At 60.5% G+C, this 18,279-nt stretch carries 17 protein-coding genes; 5 read left to right on the top strand and 12 right to left on the bottom strand.

Translation table 11 applies throughout. From position 1 onward, the window contains the following. Nucleotides 1-1,195: 1,195 nt before the first annotated feature. From E3O60_RS00625 to E3O60_RS00585, 9 genes are all read right to left on the bottom strand, one after another. Nucleotides 1,196-1,795 carry a DUF1349 domain-containing protein gene (locus tag E3O60_RS00625; RefSeq protein ID WP_134496801.1) on the bottom strand — a complete coding sequence of 200 codons (600 nt, stop codon included), beginning with the start codon at nucleotides 1,793-1,795 and terminating at the stop codon, nucleotides 1,196-1,198. A 90-nt stretch (nucleotides 1,796-1,885) separates the two neighbouring features. Next, the gene (locus E3O60_RS00620) at nucleotides 1,886-2,920 is read right to left on the bottom strand and encodes a LacI family DNA-binding transcriptional regulator (protein ID WP_134496799.1); all 1,035 of its coding nucleotides are present in this window, start codon (nucleotides 2,918-2,920) and stop codon (nucleotides 1,886-1,888) included. Nucleotides 2,921-3,377: 457 nt separating this feature from the next. Beyond that, nucleotides 3,378-4,034: a hypothetical protein gene (locus tag E3O60_RS00615; RefSeq protein WP_134496797.1), complete on the bottom strand. Its 657-nt coding sequence runs from the start codon at nucleotides 4,032-4,034 to the stop codon at nucleotides 3,378-3,380. 356 nt (nucleotides 4,035-4,390) lie between these two features. Next, on the bottom strand, nucleotides 4,391-5,518 hold the full coding sequence (locus tag E3O60_RS00610) for a hypothetical protein (protein ID WP_134496795.1): 1,128 nt from the start codon (nucleotides 5,516-5,518) through the stop codon (nucleotides 4,391-4,393). A 207-nt stretch (nucleotides 5,519-5,725) separates the two neighbouring features. Continuing rightward, nucleotides 5,726-6,043 (bottom strand): hypothetical protein, encoded by a 318-nt coding sequence (locus tag E3O60_RS00605; protein WP_134496793.1) that lies wholly within the window; start codon nucleotides 6,041-6,043, stop codon nucleotides 5,726-5,728. Between the two features lie 895 nt (nucleotides 6,044-6,938). Next, nucleotides 6,939-7,292, bottom strand: a complete 354-nt coding sequence (locus tag E3O60_RS00600) for a hypothetical protein (RefSeq protein ID WP_134496791.1) — start codon at nucleotides 7,290-7,292, stop codon at nucleotides 6,939-6,941. Between the two features lie 698 nt (nucleotides 7,293-7,990). Next, entirely contained in the window at nucleotides 7,991-8,278 is a 288-nt protein-coding gene (locus tag E3O60_RS00595; protein ID WP_134496789.1) for a hypothetical protein, read from the bottom strand. A 282-nt stretch (nucleotides 8,279-8,560) separates the two neighbouring features. Beyond that, the gene (locus E3O60_RS00590) at nucleotides 8,561-9,019 is read right to left on the bottom strand and encodes a hypothetical protein (RefSeq protein ID WP_134496787.1); all 459 of its coding nucleotides are present in this window, start codon (nucleotides 9,017-9,019) and stop codon (nucleotides 8,561-8,563) included. Between the two features lie 119 nt (nucleotides 9,020-9,138). Then, nucleotides 9,139-9,540: a hypothetical protein gene (locus E3O60_RS00585; protein WP_134480556.1), complete on the bottom strand. Its 402-nt coding sequence runs from the start codon at nucleotides 9,538-9,540 to the stop codon at nucleotides 9,139-9,141. A gap of 827 nt (nucleotides 9,541-10,367) precedes the next feature. Between E3O60_RS00585 and E3O60_RS00580 the strand changes: the two genes are divergently transcribed. After that, complete coding sequence (locus tag E3O60_RS00580; RefSeq protein ID WP_134496785.1) at nucleotides 10,368-10,823, top strand: hypothetical protein; 456 nt, start codon at nucleotides 10,368-10,370, stop codon at nucleotides 10,821-10,823. A gap of 1,102 nt (nucleotides 10,824-11,925) precedes the next feature. Here the strand turns inward: E3O60_RS00580 and E3O60_RS00575 are convergent. After that, nucleotides 11,926-12,939 carry a LacI family DNA-binding transcriptional regulator gene (locus E3O60_RS00575; RefSeq protein ID WP_134480558.1) on the bottom strand — a complete coding sequence of 338 codons (1,014 nt, stop codon included), beginning with the start codon at nucleotides 12,937-12,939 and terminating at the stop codon, nucleotides 11,926-11,928. Between the two features lie 61 nt (nucleotides 12,940-13,000). Here E3O60_RS00575 and E3O60_RS00570 point away from each other — a divergent pair, with 61 nt between their 5' ends. Further along, on the top strand, nucleotides 13,001-14,221 hold the full coding sequence (locus E3O60_RS00570; protein ID WP_134496783.1) for an MFS transporter: 1,221 nt from the start codon (nucleotides 13,001-13,003) through the stop codon (nucleotides 14,219-14,221). Nucleotides 14,222-14,514: 293 nt separating this feature from the next. Here E3O60_RS00570 and E3O60_RS00565 read toward each other — a convergent pair whose 3' ends face one another. Continuing rightward, nucleotides 14,515-15,027, bottom strand: coding sequence for a GNAT family N-acetyltransferase (locus tag E3O60_RS00565; protein ID WP_134496781.1), 513 nt, complete (start codon nucleotides 15,025-15,027; stop codon nucleotides 14,515-14,517). Nucleotides 15,028-15,284: 257 nt separating this feature from the next. On the opposite strand from E3O60_RS00565, the gene E3O60_RS00560 reads away from it, so the two are divergent. The 3 genes from E3O60_RS00560 (at nucleotide 15,285) to E3O60_RS19040 (ending at nucleotide 17,421) form a co-directional block, all read left to right on the top strand. Continuing rightward, entirely contained in the window at nucleotides 15,285-15,914 is a 630-nt protein-coding gene (locus E3O60_RS00560) for a LysE family translocator (RefSeq protein WP_134496779.1), read from the top strand. 287 nt (nucleotides 15,915-16,201) lie between these two features. Continuing rightward, entirely contained in the window at nucleotides 16,202-16,615 is a 414-nt protein-coding gene (locus tag E3O60_RS00555) for a hypothetical protein (protein WP_134496777.1), read from the top strand. A 320-nt stretch (nucleotides 16,616-16,935) separates the two neighbouring features. Then, nucleotides 16,936-17,421, top strand: a complete 486-nt coding sequence (locus E3O60_RS19040) for an HXXEE domain-containing protein (protein WP_370448627.1) — start codon at nucleotides 16,936-16,938, stop codon at nucleotides 17,419-17,421. Between the two features lie 168 nt (nucleotides 17,422-17,589). On the opposite strand, the gene E3O60_RS00545 is transcribed toward E3O60_RS19040, so the two are convergent. Further along, on the bottom strand, nucleotides 17,590-17,964 hold the full coding sequence (locus tag E3O60_RS00545; protein WP_134496773.1) for a hypothetical protein: 375 nt from the start codon (nucleotides 17,962-17,964) through the stop codon (nucleotides 17,590-17,592). Nucleotides 17,965-18,279 lie beyond the last annotated feature (315 nt).

Genomic DNA, 18,279 nt, shown 5'->3' with positions numbered 1-18,279 from the left:
CTTCGCAGACTTTGCCGTCTCGGCAAAGAGGGCCTCAAACGATCCTTCCGGCGGGTACGACCTTGTCGCGATGAAAAGTCTCGTAACCGAAGTGCCTCACACGCCATGGCATACGGGACCGGGGTCACCCCTGGGGCCAACCAGGTGGCCCCGTGAGTCGCCTCCTATCCCAAGGGATAGGAGGCGAGCGCCCCTACAAGCAGTGCCGTAGATTGACCAGTGAGCAGAGAGGCGCGGTGAGACTCATGTGCCCAAGATCGGTGGGGATCTGTTGAGCGAGAAGGATCGGCTCCCGCGGCCTACGCGCATAAATTGGCTAGTGTATTTGAGCTTCGTCGGGATCAGTGCAGCGGTGGTCCTCCCCGGCCTGTCAGCACGATTTATCGGGAAGACACCCGCCCAGCTGTGGGCCACACTTCCCGCATCTCTAATTTTCGTGTTGAGTGCGTTCCTCGCTGTGGGCTTGTATTTCTGGTATTTGTATCGCCCCGCCCGTATGCTCGCCAGGGCGCTTCGCAAAGCGGGGTACGAGCCAGTGGTGACCTCATCGTCGCCCGAATTGGTGATGGCAGTCCAATCTCTCAAAGGCATCAGGCTCGCGTCGGGCTGGTCACGATCCGGCGCATTCCTTGTGTTCGTGGACATTGGGCCTAAGTTCGAACTCTGGCGGTGGCGGCATGGCCGAGTGGAGTGCGTCGCGCGTATCTCGTGGTCATGTGCCACCTCCTGGGAGTTCGGGAGCGTGACCTTCGCCTACTTAACCGATCGAGCGATAATCCTCTGGGTTCGAGTAAACGGTCGCGACTTCGCGCTGCCTATATGCCCGCAAACATCCGGCCTGATCGCCATCGGAGCGGCCAAAGACGCACAGTTCGCGGCTGCTCTTGGCCTCATCGAGTCCCGCGTCCCGCCATCGAGCTCGGTGGTTGAAAAGTATATGGATTAGCTCTTTCAGGAACGCACACGGTCTGACCAGCCACCGCGCCGAAACGCAGTCGACCGCGAACCTTGATGGCACCGTTCAGATCACGATGTCTCGTAACTCACGTGTCTCGTATCCCATAAGTTTCGAGACATCAGGGACGATGTCGGCGCTCGACTAGCGCACGTGGCGACGTATCGTTGTGCGTCGCTTGGTAACGTTTGGAGACGCCTGCACTGCGGTGTCTCTCTAGCGGTCTGGTGACCTGCGGAATTAGCTCCCGTCTCGAAAATCTGACGGCACATTGGTGCTGTAGGTGATGTTCTTGAACTCGGTGACGCATTGGTCTCCCATGGGGGCCTGCGCGAGAAAGCCCACATGCACAGGGCCCTCGTAGGTGAGGCGGAAGACGCGCACGAAAACCCACTTGTGACCGTCGGCGGAAGAATGGAAGGCCCAACCCGACCCGGAGCGAACAACGCGGAGGTAGACCGAGTCCGCGGAGACAACTGCTGAGTTGCAGTCATCCGAGTATTCGTTTGTCACCACGGACACGACCATTGCTTGGCCCTGGGGTGAGTATTCGAAGCACAGCTTTGCCCAATGGTCGCTGTCGCCCCAGATCGCCAGGACTGCAGCGTCGAAAGTTGTTCGTTCGGTCAGTACCCGAGCGCGAACTGAGAAGGAAAAGTCTCCCGGTGGGAGGAATCCGAGCAAGGACGCTGCGTGTTGTTGGGGTCCACCGAAGGCGTCGTTGGTCCAGTCAGCGCCTGCGGCAGCGGTGACGACGAGGACGCCGGTTGTTGGCGTTTCGGCAACTCCCTCGCCGTTGACCCATTCGAGCGGAGGAACCCCCGGCACAGCTACCTTCATTGAATTCCTTCTCCCCATCATGGGCGCCGTACACAGCGCCGTCGATAGCGTAAAGGAAATCCAATACTCGTCGGCGGACTTTAGGAGCTGTTATCGATAACGGGTTTCTCGAGGGTCGGCACCGGAGGAAGCGGTCGAGGCACGGCCAACGACGTGGACACGCAGGTAATGTGATGGGTCGGGCTCAGGACTGCCCTGAATCGCCGAGATTAAGGTTTGCGCAGCGAGTTGCCCTTCCGCGGCCAGGCCGTGTCGGATGGAACTCAGCTGCGGATCGAAGTGCCGGGCTTCGGGCAAATCATCCACTCCCAGCACAGCAAGCTGGCTGGGCACACCGATCGAGCGGCCGCGTAGGCCGTGCATCAAACCGATAGCCATCGCGTCATTGGCGACGAAGACTGCGCTGTACGCGTCCGGGCGGATGGTGCGAGCAAGATCAAATCCGGATGCGGACGTCCAGTCGCCGGCTTGGCCGATCTCGACAACCATGCCCAGTGCACTGGCTCGCGCGACAAACGCGTCCTGTCGATGCCCAGCGGAGAGAGCCCCGGGTGGTCCCGGCAGATGCAGCACTCGTTGATGGCCAAGCTCACACAGGTGCTCGGCCGCGACGCGCCCTATTAATTCCTCCGCTCCCGGCTGACTCGGCGTACCCCGGTCGAGAAACCGATCGATATACATAGGAACCAGTGAACGGTAGTCAAGAAGCGACTCCCGCATCTCCGCAGACTGCGCAAGCGCCAGAATTCCGCACGTCGATCCTTCGAACTCACGAAGCGCCTGCGACACGGATGCCGCCACGTCGCCTCCTTGCACTGTGGCGAGTTCGAAACGGTAGCCGGCAGACTGCAACTCGGCTAGAGCGGCAACCGTATTGCCGCTTGGCCCAACCTCATTGAGTTGTTCGGCGATGACGCCAATCCGATCTTCCAAGGGCCTGGGCGATTTGAGGCGATAGGCGGATTCGTTCCGGAAGAACCCAAGTTCCTTCATCGCCGCGTGTACGAGTGCGCGCGTGCGCGGAGCCACGTTGGGGCGGTCGTTGATGACGCGGGAGACGGTGCCGTGAGAGACGTGGGCTTTGCGTGCCACGTCGTAGATGGTTGGTCGGGTCGTGTCGGACATTGGGGCCGCTATTCGTTTCTGGACACATGGGAGGCGCCGGGTGCTGCACGCTGCCCATTCGGTTGAAGCGCCTGGGCCGGGGAAACGGAGGACGAGAACCCACTAGGTAAGGCATCGCGATGAGCGCCATGGCTTCCACCGTCGAGCCTGAAATGTAGCACCTCACAAGGAAAGCAGACCACTATCGCGTACCTGAGCAAGCAGCGACGCCACGTGCCTCCGTACAAGGTCGCGTCCTAGCGAGTGTCGCGTAACCCACGTGCCGCATATCCCATGCGATTCGAGACAAGGACGTGGCTCGCGGCCCGCAAAGTTGGAGCGTGAGGCGTCTGGTACATGTGGTCTGCGTAACGCCCATGGAAGGGCGAGACACTCGAGCGTTGAGGAGGCTGGACCCGCGCCGACCCCGCCCTTGCGCTTGGGTCTAAAGTGGTCGCGCTTGCTCTGTCGAGTCGGACTATTCAGGTTGGTAGCCGATCGGCGCGAGGACCTGGTCACACCCTTGGTCCGCTAGCGACTGTTGAACACCTGGCGCTTTCTCGTCAGAGACGAAGATGTCGTTTCCAAAGTCAGATGCCGGGAGAGCAACGTTGAATGAGTAGATGTCTGTCAGCGCAAAAAGCGCGTTTATACAGGCTTCAGACCCCTCAGGCAGAGGCCCTGAAGAGTTGGTCCTGACCGTGCTTCGGAATGTGGAGCCGCTGGCACCCGCGTACTCGTCCAAGTCACCCATCATCACAGTCGACGTGCTCCGGGTGAACCCCGCAGCGTTGATAAGCGCGTCAGCGGATATAAGTGCCGAACCAGGCGTTGTCGCTCTTCGTGGTAACACCAACAAGTTCACGGACTCGTATCCTTCATCGTCGCTCAGTTCGCTACCTTGCCACGGCGCACGGAGCGACACAGCCGCGAAAAGACCGGTCTCCATGGCCGTTTCAACGAGGTCAAGACGAACATCGTTCGCCTCGTTGACCGAACTGAGACCGATGGACTTTTCTCCGCTGTGCAATCGGATATGAATCCGGGTGTCCTGCTGTGCGTAGTTTTCGTTGATCCAGTCGGTAAGTTCTCGGGAGATTGTACGGAGTTCACTCGACGTGGAATCAGCCGACATGGTCACGGTGTATTGGTACGCGGAGAAGGGTTCAAGGGGTCCCGCCCGCAATCTATCCTGAACGAATTCCTCTACCGCGGGCTCTTTGGCGAGGAGCTTTTCGAACCGTTCTGAGGGGTACTCGAAGGGAATGACCGGCGAGCAACCCGCAAGTGCCCACACGACAGAAAGCGCCAGGGAGGATTTGATTACTCGGTGAGTTCGGTGTCGCACTGTCGCTCTTGCACTTTCCGATGTGTTTGGAGAGGTAACCACCAACCGGAATGCATCCCTGAAAGCAGAAAGCAGCGGCAAGGCCTGCCCTGCCCACTGGGTTTTTCTAGGCCGCGTTCCTGCATTGATCGATGGGGCGTCTCTCATCGGGTCTGGGCGATGATCGCCTCGGCGACCGTGGTCGCTCCGTCGGACGAGACTCCGTAGAGCGTCTGGCCGAGAGTGAAATAGACGGGCGAGCGCGGCCCATCCTCACGACGTGCTTGGAATGCCGTCTCGCCGTCTACCGACCCGTCCAAAACGGTCGGTTCCAGCGCCGACGACATGTCGGGCATCGCCGCCAACTGTCCGATGGTCGACTCGAAGTCGCGCACGACGGTGATTTCGGTGGTCCCGAACCCTTCCGCGAACAGTTCGCACGTGAACAGGCCGATGCGCGCCTCCACAGCGCTGGCGAGCCCGTCGATGGTCTTTGCGCGAGAATCGAGGAGCCTGTACTCAACCGATGCCCCGTCGAGGTCCAAAGCATTCTCAATGCCCAACTGGTAAAGGCCACCGTCGCAACGTGCTTCGTCCTCGCGGAACGTGAGCTTTGGCAAGCTGAGCTGCTCGGTTGTGGCCGCTTTTACGGCCGCGAAGGTTTGTTCGGCGGCGGGCATCATCCCATCGAGAACGCTGTCTAACGGCGCGTTCTCGAATCGGCTCCCCCCGGTAATGACACCCGAGGACGTGACCCTCACATCGACCCAGGCGGAGGCCACGGGTGCGGAGATCCGCCATCCGGTCTCGCCGGCGCTTGTCGTTGCCTCGACCTGACCGACTGTTCGGTGCTCTTCGGAGGGAACATCGCCGGCATACGGAGGAACCCAGTCCGCCGCCGCATCAGGAAGTACCTCAACGCTCAGATACGCCCAGTCGCCTTGTTCAGCACCAATACCCAGCTGTCCCGTTCCCACGCGCCAGGAACAGGCAAGGCCGCCAGCTCCGGTCAGTAACGCGTGCTCAAGGGCATGGGAGGGCTGCACTGCCTCCGTCACCTCGGGTGTCACACCGTCGGCGCCGATGAGGGCGACGACTGTGGCGTCGGGTGTTACCAGATCACTGCACGTGAGTGGTGATGCGTCAGCGGGTTCAGCTGTTGTGTCCGCGGGCTCGGCCGTTGTGACCTGCTTTGTTGGGGCGCTTGGCTCTGGGGTAATCGCACACGAAGCCAGCGAGGCGGACACGATGATGAGAAGACTGGCAGAGGCGCGAAAGCGCGGAGATCGCATACCCCGACACTAACGGTGGACGGATTTAGGGTTGCGGTCGACGCGGCGACCCGGACTCTTCGAAGAGAGAAAACACACTAAACGGACCGGCGCCCAATTTGTCGCATAACCCAAATGGCTCATATCCCATGGGTTAGAAGACGCCAGAGCCTGATCTCGCCGGGCAAGGTGTTGAGGTAATGCTTCGGTTTCACTACCGCCCGGAGGTCAGGCTTGGGGGACCATCTGTAACAAGTGAATCGCCTCGTCGTCGGTCGCGTAAGAAGTTCCAACGCCGTACGTGTACCAATCGGGCTGCTGAAGTGTTCCCTTCGCAACGCAGTTCACTGCGGACTGGGTGCTGTTGGGGTTATTGCCGTCATTCACAAGGAAGTAGACACCTACGTAGCCATCGTCACGCGTCAACGTGATTTCCTCTGCCCGCGGCGCAAAGCTCACGTTTGCCGGGTCGCCTGGAGCAAGCTGCCCAGCCTCGAGCACCTTAGCGATGCAGATCTCGAAGAGGTTCTTCTCTGTGATCGGCACGGGCCCAGACGATTCCACAGGATCCGCGATGGGGCCGCTAGGCGCCGCCGACACGTCTGGGGAAGGCGACTCACTCAGGCTGGGCGCATTTGAAGAGCATCCCATCACGAGGATCGAGAGGCACACCAGTAGCGGGGCGAGGATTAAACGCAGACCTGTGAGGTTGTCGCAACGGAGGGCGCCACGCAATAGCGACATACCCCCAATCGGTGGGCACGACGAGTGCAAAACACGTGGTGACGCCGAAGCAAGTCGCGGCCCGAGGGGTCTTCGCAACTCAAATGGCGCGCTCAAACCCGCCCGGGCCGGCCACTGGGAGCTGCGAGGTGAGGGTCGCAGGATCTTAGGAAAACGCGACAATGAAGCTGAACATTGACGCCAGGGTACGGGAGGCCGGGTCATGTCGGAGTTGCGGCCGTGTGTCTCATAACCCTCGTGCCTCGTATCCCGTGGGATATGCGACGGCACCGCACGCCCGGGTAGAGCGCTGAGCTGTANTCCTATGACTGCCGGCGCTCTCATGATTGTGCTCATCGCTGGGGGTGGTCTCGGGCTCGCTCTCTTGATTCTGGCGGCCTTCTACCTGCTGTCCTCGCGGCGGCGGCTCAGCCCATCCGCTGCTCGGGATCTTCAAGGCTCCGATCCAGAACTAGCTCGAGCGATGTCGGACGTGCGAGCCGACATTGAGCGGGGCCAGCGAGGGTTCTGAAGTCTCGCCGCGACTGTATGAGCCGATGCCGCTAGGGTGCCTCATAACCTGAGTGCCTCATATCCCATGGGTTACGAGACGTCAAAGTTCGCCTGCTCACGCGACGAGCGGCAGGTGCCTTGTCTCATATCTGGACCTGTCCCGCATCCGTAGGGTTTCGAGACACATGTTCGGTGACGCCGCCGGTCAACCTTCTGCACGTCCGAGCTTGCGCCGTAGGGCTTGGAGACCCGACAGCGTCCGCGTCTCGGGGTCCAGCTCCTTCCGCCAGCCGAAGTGGTCTTGCTCAAATCGCTTTTCCGCGTCGCCGAGAGCAAGCCACTCGAATTCGCCGTCTCGCTCGAGATCAGCCAGGAAATTTACATCGTCAATGTAGAGGTCGCCCGGTGCACCCGAGTTGAAGCTAGGGTCAACGACAATCGTCCACCAACCCTCAACCGTCTCTGGGTAGGCGAACAGGAACCGTCCGGCCCAGGGGCCCGCGTGAATTTTGGCTACGCGTCCATAGTCGCCCCAAAACTCCGCTGTTTTCCATCGCACAAGGCAACCCTAGGACCATCGACTGCAGGACAGAACATGGATGCTACGGGGAGCGGGGTTAAATTGCTGTCCCTCTATGCGCTGAGAAACAACTCTCCATGTTGCGTTCACAGCGGCCCCTGCGGTTAGAAGCGGAAGGCGCAATGACCGGCTGAGGTGCCCCGCAACCGGTGTGTGTCAAAACCCATGCGGTAGGAGACACTAGGCACCCTAGCTGCGTGGCGCTGCGCCCCGGCCTGGGAGCGTGCCGAAGGTTTTTATCCCCGGACTTGGACTATCCAGCCGACAATTTGCCCGTGATGTGTCTCATATCCGATGTGTATCAGGAGCCATGGGATACGAAGCGCTCCGGTAACCAGCCGCTGCTCACATGACCGATCGGTGCGGACGACACGGACGAGACGCTCCGAGGAATCGTCAGCGCGATCCCGTGAAACCAATGAACAAGGCAAGCGCGGCGAGGGCACACATGGTCGCGCCCAACGCGACGATCAGAGTCATCGTCGGCATCAATGAAGGGAAGATTCCCTCCCGCCCCTGTTTGCGATGTCGTGCGCTGACGGTTTGATAGCGTCTTCGTGTAGGGGCAAGCATGCGTCGTCGTGCCAGCAACACAATCACACCTGCCAGGCGGAGAATACGCCCAGTGCAAGGCAAAGAACGCTAAAGATCGAAACCATCAGTTCTCCGTCACCAAGTCACGGAATGAGTTTGATAACGCCGTTGGCTGCAATCACACAACCGATGACCACAGCGAAGGCCGCCGGGATAGCGATATTTCGGGGAGTGGAACTGCGCGCTGACGGTTCACCCAGACGGCCGAAAAGCGCCCTCAACGCATCGCGGTTTAGACGGGCCACGGTTACCCTCTTGATCATCAAGAAGATGCCGAACGCCGCAAAGACGAGGCCGAAGAGAACCTGAACTATTGGAGCCACTGGGAACCGTTCATCCGGGTTGAATGCAAGGCGCGGATCCAGCTTCAAGAAGCTGAGGTCCTCAGAACCTATCAAAGCGTGATGGCCCGTATGGCCGCCCACACCGCGTCGGCGAAATCCTTTGCAACCGCCGAAACGCAAGCAACATGGGATTCACCAAGCAATAAAAGGGCACCATCGCGCCAGGTGAAGCGTTTGCTTTCGCCGCGGGGCGGAATGGAGCGGGGTGTCTCGTAACCAAGGTGCCTCATATCCCATGGGATACGAGACTAATCGAGCGCATCGGGGGATCACTCGGCCACAGTGAGGCGGCTCATATCTCTCGGGTTTCTAGACGCTCTCGACTCCTGGGCTCGCGACCTCGGCTGAGCGTATGAGGTGCTCTCGCGGAAGAAGTTCTCGCGCGCCGAAGTAGGCCGTCAGCAACAGTAGAAGCGACGCGCTGGCAAGGATTCCATCGACAATGCCCGCAGGCAGCATAAAGACCATAAGCACCATCGTCACGACGCAATTGATGATGGATAGAGCAAAGCCCCAGAGTCTATTTCGCAACACTCCGATTGCTCCGACGATGCGCGTGGCGCCGAATACCCCGCTGAGCACCATCATCTCAACGAGATGTTCCTGAAAATAGGGGACGTTGAAGGAAAAATACTGACCAGCTGAACCGAGGTTGACGCCGAGCGCAAGAAGGGGGAAAACCGCGAGGAAGACAGTGAATTCCATCAGCCCACCGTGAATGATCATCAGTACAGCGGCCACACGGTATCGAGCACTCAGCTTCCCCATGCCCTCATGATAGGTGTGGCGCGTCGTAGTCAGAGCGTCTCGCAATTTTGCCGACTGTCTCATATCCTCATTGCCTCATATCGCATGGGTTGCGAGACGTCCTAGAGCGTTGACGAGGGCTAGTTGACGAATTTGTGCGCGCTCGCTCGAATGCACATCAGCCCACACGAGGCAGCGGCGACGAAGACGAGTATGCCCGCAGCCCCACCGCCGTCCAGAACGATCGTTGGACCGAGGTAGACGAGCAGTCCGAGCCCTGCCAATGCCGCTCCCACACCGGCGATGCCTCCCTGTACTAAGCGGGATGACTTCAGGTGATGGTCCGCAATGGCCAGCGCGACAGCGGCACCAACGACGGCGACCGAACTCAACAACAAGCCACCGACTACGGCGAGATACAGTTCCAGACCAATGAAAGGAGCTGCCAGGCCGGGGTTGGCATTGGCGTTGATGACATGACCGACAACAGCCCAGACCACGCTTGAGACGAGACCGAAGCAAACGCCGAGCACCATCGTCAATAGGACTGCCCCGGGATCGCACCTAGTTGTCTGTCGCTGACTTATGGTCTCCATGGGAGTCAGCCTCCCACAGCAGTAGTCGCCCCCTCGGCGCAATGCACCCGCGTTGAGACCGCATTTGGCAATCATGAATGCCCACGAATGAGCGCGGTCTGAGGGTCGCGTAACCTAAGTGCGTCATATCCCATGGGTTACGAGACGTCGAAGTTCGCCTGCTCACGCGACGAGCGGCAGGTGCCTTGTCTCATATCTGGACCTGTCCCGCATCCGTAGGGTTTCGAGACAAGAGAACTTGTTAGGAGGCTGTCCCGCGGCCTGGGGAAATGCGGAGGCATTCCTGTACCCGTGAATGTAGAAGACTTCGACACCCCTGTAGCGCGCCGTCGCTCACGAAATCGGTTTAGAACGCGAGTCTTCTTCGCAGCGCGCTGTTGAAATGAAGCGGAGGTTGGTCGTTAGGTCGCGCGGGAGGATCGCTGGGCGCATGAAAAGGGGCGTCTCGGGCGACCGCTTGGGCGGCGAGCAGTGCGAACGCTATGGTTTCCTGGCGGGCTCCCTAAGTTCGAGTTTCGTGGGCTAAGCCGCACTGGCCCTCCATCCTCACGGTCTAGTAAGAAAGGGGAGCCACAATCAGTAAGCCATCGTCCCCGGGTAAAGGACTAAGAAACTCGTTCTTCGTCTTCGTCGTACTGTTTTCAATCTTCATAGCTGGCCGAATTTTTACGATTGTCGATCGCGCCGACAAGCTAGATGAGTCGCAGAACGCGATTGCGTTCGTCTATTCCGTTGCGATTATCGCGGGACTCGCCCTCTTGATCTTTTTGGGGATGATCCTCTACGGCACGCGCCTTAATCGAAGAGTGCGCGAGCTCTCGGAAGTACAACCCAACAATCTCGTGCTCAACGTCGACAAGAGGCATGGAACAGGCCTTTGGGAAGCGCTGCTGCAGCTCGGTGCGCCTAGATCGGAAAAGGCATCTATTCTCGCGATTGTCGCTAACGATCGCGGCTTAGAAGTCTATTCGGGACATCGACCATTGAAGCTGCTCGTGCAAATTCCGTGGCAAAACGTCACGTCAGTAGAAAAAGGAGAGTTCGCATTGGGTGTCCGGTCGATTCCGAGAATCGATATACAGGTAAGCACACCAGAAGGCGACCTCCAGCTTCCGATCGTGCCAAACCAATCAGGATGGGGGATCTTCAACTTTTCGAGCCGCGACCGGATCGTGGAATTGGTTCGACTGGTGGCTGAGTTGCGGAGCCGACAGACGCAACAGACGTAGCGAAAGCGACAGCTGCTCTGCATTGTCTTGGCCCTTGCCGGCTGCACGCGACTCCCGAACCTGGATGATGGCGCTGTGACCTACGATGCGAGTTCGGGCGCGGGGAACGCGGCTGCGCTATCGGGCGTCCTGGACTTCGATAATAGATGTGTTCGGCTCGAAACGGCACGATCCCTGTCTTCCCGGAAGACGAAATCTCTGGGGACGGAGAGTTCTGAGTCCTGAACGGGGTCACATACCACATGGGCGACACAATCGATGTTGGTGGCGGCGAAACGAGTCGGGACGTCTCGACCGCTGACGTCCCGGACCGTTGTGGCGACGGACCGCTTTGGGCGGTCGCCCCGAGCTAGTGAGACAATCAAGCATAATGGGCGCAGGCTTCACGTAGATGGGGGTGGCGCGCTCATCCACTCGATCGCATGTAGCCAGAACGAGAGCTGTCTCGTAACCTAACTGCCTCAAATCCCATGCTTTTCGAGTCATCGAACCGAGCAGCTCAATACCAAGGCGGAGCGGCGCTCGACCCCGTACTTTCGAACGCCGGGTCACTCAACGAGAGACCTACATGGCTCGCGTCGACCTGGTGGGTCACCTTCCCATCCGCGTCAGCCACTGCGGTATACCGACCCGCGAAGACCAGAATCGGCTGGTCGCCCGATTCGGTCAACCTGCCAACAACAGTTGTGTGGTCGCCCATTACTAGTACCCGATAAGAGATTTCTCCCTCGAACTCGGCGAGACTCTCCGTGCCAGACACAATGGTCACCCACCGTAAAGGAACCCGTCGTCATCCTGAATAGGCCCCGGGTCGACTACCCTGCCGGTCTGAACGATGAATGACACAAGGCTCCTATCGATTCGGCTGGTCAAAGCAAAGGGGTGCGACCCAGTATCTTGCGGACAGTGGGGACACGCTGCCGCTGAAAGAGTAGTTGCTAGCACTGGGACCAAAAGCACCGTCCATTGCCCCAGTCTTCAACTCCTAAGACGGTTCACAACCAACGGGTTACGAGAGGTCGTCAGATCGCAAAAACGGCTCACGGTTGACGCCCATCCGTCTGATCAGGGTATGGCCGTGCTCGGTCCGTTGAGTCGCTGGCTACCCAGTTGACGCTCGGACGACTACTGACCAGTCATCTGGGGCTGGTTCGGGTTCCTCACCGAGAGCCAGCCTGGCCGCCAGCGTCCCTTGGGCTCTCAGGTTTTGGGCAACCGAGCTCAGCTGGTGGAGAGCGGCCGCTCGTGAATCGTCCCATCCGCTTACAGAGAGAGTCTCGGGGACAGCGAGCTGTGCGCTTGTCGCAGCGCCCAGGACGCCGAGTGCCAGGTCATCGCTCATCGCCGCGATTGCATCGATAGGGTGCTCTAGGGCGAACATTCGCTCGGCGAGGGAGCGGGCTTCGCCCTCGTTGTTGGTTGCCGCGGCGCCTACAATCACGTCGTTCCAGTCAAGCCCCAGCGCTTCAATTGCATCCCTGTACCCGAGGAGGCGCTGCCTGGTCACGGGGAACCGCACGGCGTCGGGGTCGATGCCCGCAGCGAGCACTGTCTTTCGCGAGGAATCCAGGGGAAAGCTGAGGATTGCGGGGCGGTGGGCACCGGCGAAGGTCTTCATGCCCATTGCAAAGGCGGCCGCTCGGTTGTCGATGCTCACGAGCTTGAAGCCCGCGCGGGCAGGCCCACCATGGATGACCGCAGGCCGACCGCTTCCTGAAACTGCGTCGAGCACGGGGTCGTCGTCGGTCGTTGTCCATATTATGAATGCATCGACGGCGGCCTCGCTGACTCGGAGACTGTCTTCGGCGCCTCCGGCAGTGGGCACGATCAGCATTCCGTATCCTCGATCCGCACAGACCTCTGCGATGCCGGCCAGGAATGTGACGGCCTGAGGGTTGTCGAACGCGTAGGTGAGGTGCTCGCCCAGGATGACTCCAAGTGTGCGGGTACTGCCGTAGCGCAGGGACCGTGCCGCAGGATCAGGGCCCGCGTAACCCAACTCGGCGGCAGCCTGCAGCACCTTGTCCCGGCTCTCGGCCGAGACTCTGTCGGCGCGGTTGTACGTGTAGGAAACCGTCATCACCGACACTCCGGCTCGCGCGGCAACCTGGCTCATTGTGGGGCGACGCTGCGGGAGTGATTGCATAACCCCATTGTAACTGTGTAACGTCACACACATGTCTTCCGAAACGTTACCCGTGCGCAAACTGGTGTTCGCCGCGTATCTCGCTGCCGCTTCCTTCGGCTCTTTCTGGGGTGCGTGGGGAGCGAGCGTCCCTCGCCTTCGGATGCAAGCGGATGTCGACGATGGCCAATTGGGCCTCGCTCTTCTTTTCATTGGTGCCGGGGCACTGCCTGCCATGTTGGTCACCGGGCGGGCGTTGGACAAGTGGGGGCTCCGCTTCGCGGTGGCGGCGATCGTCGCCCTCGGTTTGGCCGGGTTCGGTGTGTCGCTGACCGCACACGGGTTCGTTGCCCTCTGTGTGGGGCTCGCCGTGGTTGGCCTGGCTAGTGGGGCCACCGATGTTGCCATGAACTCGATCGCCGGCCGTGCCGAGCAAGCGTCGGGGAGCGCAATCATCATGCGTTCAGGAGGCGTGTTCTCGAGCTTCGTCGTGCTGGCAAGTATCGCGACAGGACTCTCCTCCTGGATCGGAGCACCAGTATTCACCCCCTTCCTGGTCGTGGCTGTCCTGTCACTTATAGCCAGCGTGAGCGTTCTGCGCTCCCTCGCACCACAGGGCGCGGCTAACCCGGCTCGCACGGCCCCGTGGGCGGCTGAACCTAATTCCGGCCGCGGCCTACGCCTGCGCTACACGCCGCTCTTGCTTGTCGGCGTGTTGGGCGCACTCGCGTTCGCGAGTGAGAATGCCCACCAGAGCTGGGGTGCGGTCTTCCTCGAGGACCAGCTCGGCGCCGGCCCCGGGTTCAGCGCCGTCGGGCCAGCCGTCTTCGCCGGTGTCGTCGCCGTCACGCGGTTTGCCCTGGGGCGCATCCAACAGAGCAACGAGAGACCTATATTGATTCTGGGATCCCTTGCAGCGGCCACGGGCGCGCTGATTCTCGCTGCGTCCCCGACCGTTCCGATCGCCATCCTCGGGCTGATCGTGGCCGCGGCCGGCACAGCGGCACTGTACCCAACGATGCTCAGCCTCGTGTCCCGGGGGGTGGATGAGGCGTATCGCGGCAGAGCCACCGCCATTGTGACCACGGTTTCCTACATCGGATTTCTCCTCGGACCGGTCTACGTCGGCGTTTGGTCACAAGCGACGGGTTTGCGCGGCGCTATGGTCGCAGTCGCCGCACTCGGCGTCGTCCTGTCAGCCCTGTCCTTACCCCTGCTCCACCTGTCCGGGTACGCCCGTCGGAAGAAACTCAGAGTGCGGCTCAAGAACTAGGCCAGAGGGGCGGGCTCGCAGTGAAGCCTCCCGCAGTGGCGACGCGTCGAAACGCGTGGCCGTCTCCGCTATCCCTCGCTCGGTGCATTCCACGCTAACTGGGAGTTCCCCCGCTGCGGCGTCGGCCAGATCCAAAAGTCCTGTTTTCACGAATGCATGAAGCATCTGGACTTTAACGGTAAGTGTCTCGAAACCTACTCGTCGCTTAACCCATGTGTTACGCGACACGTAGGGCCCCGTGGACTTTGGTCTCATGAAGGTAGGGTTCTGCCGAGCGACATATGAGTGCCCGTCTACATGTCGCGTACGCGGAACCGGGCCCACGAATCGGGTGCGAAGCCGGGGCGGCCTGGTACGTCCTGATGATCCAGCGTCCATCCCTCATCTAACTCGGAAGCGATAGCCCGCCAGAATGCGGCGGCAGGAAAGTTCACGTCCTGAAACGCGACGGCCCATCGCCCGGGATACTGACTGACAATTGCCCGCACGGCAGTTCGCCCGTGACCAGCTCTGCGCGCGCCGTGGACGAGGAAGAAGCTGCTCAGAATCCTTTCCGTGGATTCGGTGCCGCGCACGATAGCCAGGCCGATAGGCGCGCCACCCAGCCTGAGGACGAAGCCGGCCCATTCCGGATTGCTGAGGGCGGCATCGAGCCGCTCTTGTCGAAAGCGGCCGTCATTGTTCGGGAGCACTCCGGAGTGGGCGGACATTTCGTGCCGGAACATGGTCCAAAGTCGTTCGAGAGTGGGCCGATCGCCCTCGTGCGCCAGAGACACGGTGGCAGGGCCTGGCTGAGAAGTGGTCATACTAAAAAACCTCCACCTGGCGGGGCGGAGGATTCGGTACTGGGTAATTCTATCGCGCCTCGACTAAGTGCCTGTGCGGCCTCACGTTGGGTCTCACCCGCAGGAGCGTCTCGTAACCTGAGTGCTTCAAAACCCATGAGTAATGAGACGGCCGGCAGCACCCCTTCTGGCGACTGCAACGTCGGGGCTGCGGCCCGAAACACTGCCGACCCACTGTGCTGATAGCCTCGCCCCATCTGACGGATGGAGAGCACCTAATGCAAACGAGCACTTTTCTCCTTTTCATGGCAGCCTGCCTACCCTTAGCCCTGGCACCTGGCCCCTCTGTCGCGTTCATCCTGACCACCACGCTGAGCTCGGGGCGTCGAGCGGGACTGAGCGGAGTCGCGGGTGTCGAGCTGGGATACGTCGCGCACGTCTTGGCAGCGGTCATCGGCATCTCCGCGGTTATCGCCGCCAGCGCGACGGCTTTCACCGTTGTCAAGGTCGTGGGGGCGGGCTATTTGATCTGGTTGGGCATTCAAGCATGGCGCTCTCGCAATAACACGTTGCTCGCGGACCTCGCGGCCGCCGGTGGAAGGGTCCAACCCGCGAAGGCCTTCCAACGCGGCCTGCTCGTCGGGGTGCTCAATCCCAAAACAGCTGTGTTCTTCCTTTCGTTCTTGCCACCGTTCGTGCAGGAAGGTGCCGGCCCAGCCTGGGTGCAGATGAGCGTCCTCGGATTAATCTTCATCGCAATGGCATCGCTCCCAGACCTGATCTGGGCTCTAACCGGCAGCGGAGTCCGACGTCTCCTACCTGGCTTCAAAATGAAGACCATGGAGCGCTTTTCTGGAACTGTCTTATTCGGGCTAGCGGCATATTCGCTCACTGCGCGCCGCGCCTAAAGCCACGAGCCGGCCGCTTCTCCTGGGCCTCGACCAAACCGCGGCCCCGGCGAGCTGTGCAAACGAGTATCAAGATTCGTGCAGCCGTGCACGGAAAACGACACTGGTCGAAGCGATCCAACATGGTGTGTGTCTCGTAACCTAGCTGCCTCATATCCCATTGGTTACGAGACTAGGCATCGCCTGTTCTGCCACCCGGGGGCCTGGATGGTGGCGCGACCTGACTTCTGCCGCACAGGGAGAATTTTTGGGGATCAATCAGGTGTTCGTGCTGCCATGATGAGGTCATGGAGAAGCAGCTCTTGAACAGACGCACAGCCTTTTTTCTGATAGCGACCGCCTCATTCGCGCTATTGTCCGGCTGTAGCGCCCAGGCGAGCGCCAACGTGACGGCGTTCGATCGACCCCAGGCCGAGACGGACAAGCTCCCTGCCGGCCCTGCAGCCACGATCCCGAGCTCCTCTCGCCTTTTGTTTGAAGAGGAGAGCGCTCGGTACTTCGCTTCCGAATCACCTGTGGATGGAGAAGTCTGTTTGACCATCCACGTCTCTGATGAAGCTTGGGTGCAAAGTTGTTCCACCTCGCTACCAATTACCCTTTTTGTGGATGGCGGCCGTGAAGCTCAGTTGAATGCCGAGTCAGACTTTCCGTCGTCAGACGAGTGGGACCAGGTAGCAGACAACCTCGCACTGAAGAAGTAGGGCTCCACAGTCGCCCCTTGCCGACCAGAAGGAGGTCGAGACACGTCTCGAATACGCAGGGGCGGATGACTTGGCGGAAGTCGGATGGATGCCTGGCAGACCGGCTATTCGCAGCGGGGAACTGGGCGCCAAGCAGCTCACCCAAAGCATCCATCTACATGCGACGTGGCGCGTAACTTCAATGTGTTGAAACCTATGGGATATGCGGCACCAGAAACCGTCTGAATCGTCGTTGATTGGCTCGGACAGCCAGAATCGTTCGTGCTTGGGTTGCTCCTGTTGCGCAGTACGATTCCCCCGTGAAGAGAACACCCGTTGGCATGCGAACCCCCGCAGCATCGCTCTTCATTGCGTGGCTGATACACGATGCGGAGGAAGCGTTCACGTTCCCGGCTACATCAAGGATCATCGCCGCGCGGTTGGGATCCTCCCGCATTCTGGTAACTCCGGCCCAGTCCGCGATCGCCATTGCTTTAATGGGCTTGCTCGTCGGAGGGGCGTGCGCTCGGGGTATACAGACCAACGGCAAGTCACGACTGTATCGCGCTGTCACAGCGGGCTTAGAAGCGCATGTGGCCACCCACGTCCTGGCCTCCGTTGTTCTCAAGCGATACACCGCCGGACTGGTTACCGCACCATTCGTAATGCTTCCCGGGGCCCGGATTTCCCGCGCCTCCCTCAGGCGCAGTGCCACGCCTCTCACCGCGGGCGACACCGCGCGAGGAGCTGCCCTGATGTTGAGCGCAGCTCTTGCATCTCATTTCTTCGCCAGACTTGCATGCCCCGGGTCCCGAACTTCATCGTGACTGTCACGGGACCACCACCCAACAGCGTTTGTCTCGTAACCTGAGCGCCTCGCAACCCATCGGATACGAGACGGTGGGAGCATTCCTGGAGCCGCGGCGGTTGAAGGTTCGACGCCCTAGAGCTTCGCAACGACCTATGCGAGTCCACACTCTTCAGGGAACCGCCGCTCACTCCGCGATTGACGGCCAGTCGGCTCGTGGACGTAGCTCTATTGGCATCGGGAATGGCAGCTCGAATTCGCGATCCTGTACGTCAGTGGCGCCCCAATCATCGCGCGTGACCCGGATCCCCTCAGGGGAGAGCTCGGCGATGCGAACCTGCAGCCATCGCCCATCAGGAAGCTGAAGTTCGAAGGGATCGGCGAGAAACCCCAATCCAATTTCGTCAAGCGTTTCTTCGGCGGTGAGCCAGTCCACAACAGCAGAGCGTTCTCGGCCCAAAAGATCGACGACAACAAATCCCTCGCCGTCGGGTACCATCCATCCGATCAGTTCCCCGTCGCCGCCACGTCGATGTTCAATCCACTGCACAGGGTCCACCATGCCCATGAAGGTAGCAGGCCGCTGACAGCCGTCTCGTAACCTAGGTGCATCGCAACCCATGGGTTTCGAGACGTGACCGACGTTCCTCGAGACACGACGAGCGGCGGGCGACTTGTCTCGCATCCTGGCCCTACGGTGTTGGAGACGGATGGTGCTTCAGCCCCCTTCTGGGGGCGCTGTGGGGACTGCTCCTAGCGATGATCACCCGGTGCGCATCCGTGGTTGCCGGAATCAACGCGGCCGTGGGTTCAGGGGCTGGCTGGGGGACCGCGCACAGAAGCTGAGGCACGCACGTCTCATCCCGCGTGAGAAGAA

This window comes from Cryobacterium sp. TMB1-7 (assembly GCF_004402435.1).
GTDB classification, from domain to species: Bacteria; Actinomycetota; Actinomycetes; order Actinomycetales; family Microbacteriaceae; genus Cryobacterium; species Cryobacterium zongtaii.
Note: the sequence above shows the minus strand (reverse complement) of the source record. Positions and strands in the feature narration are given on the sequence as shown.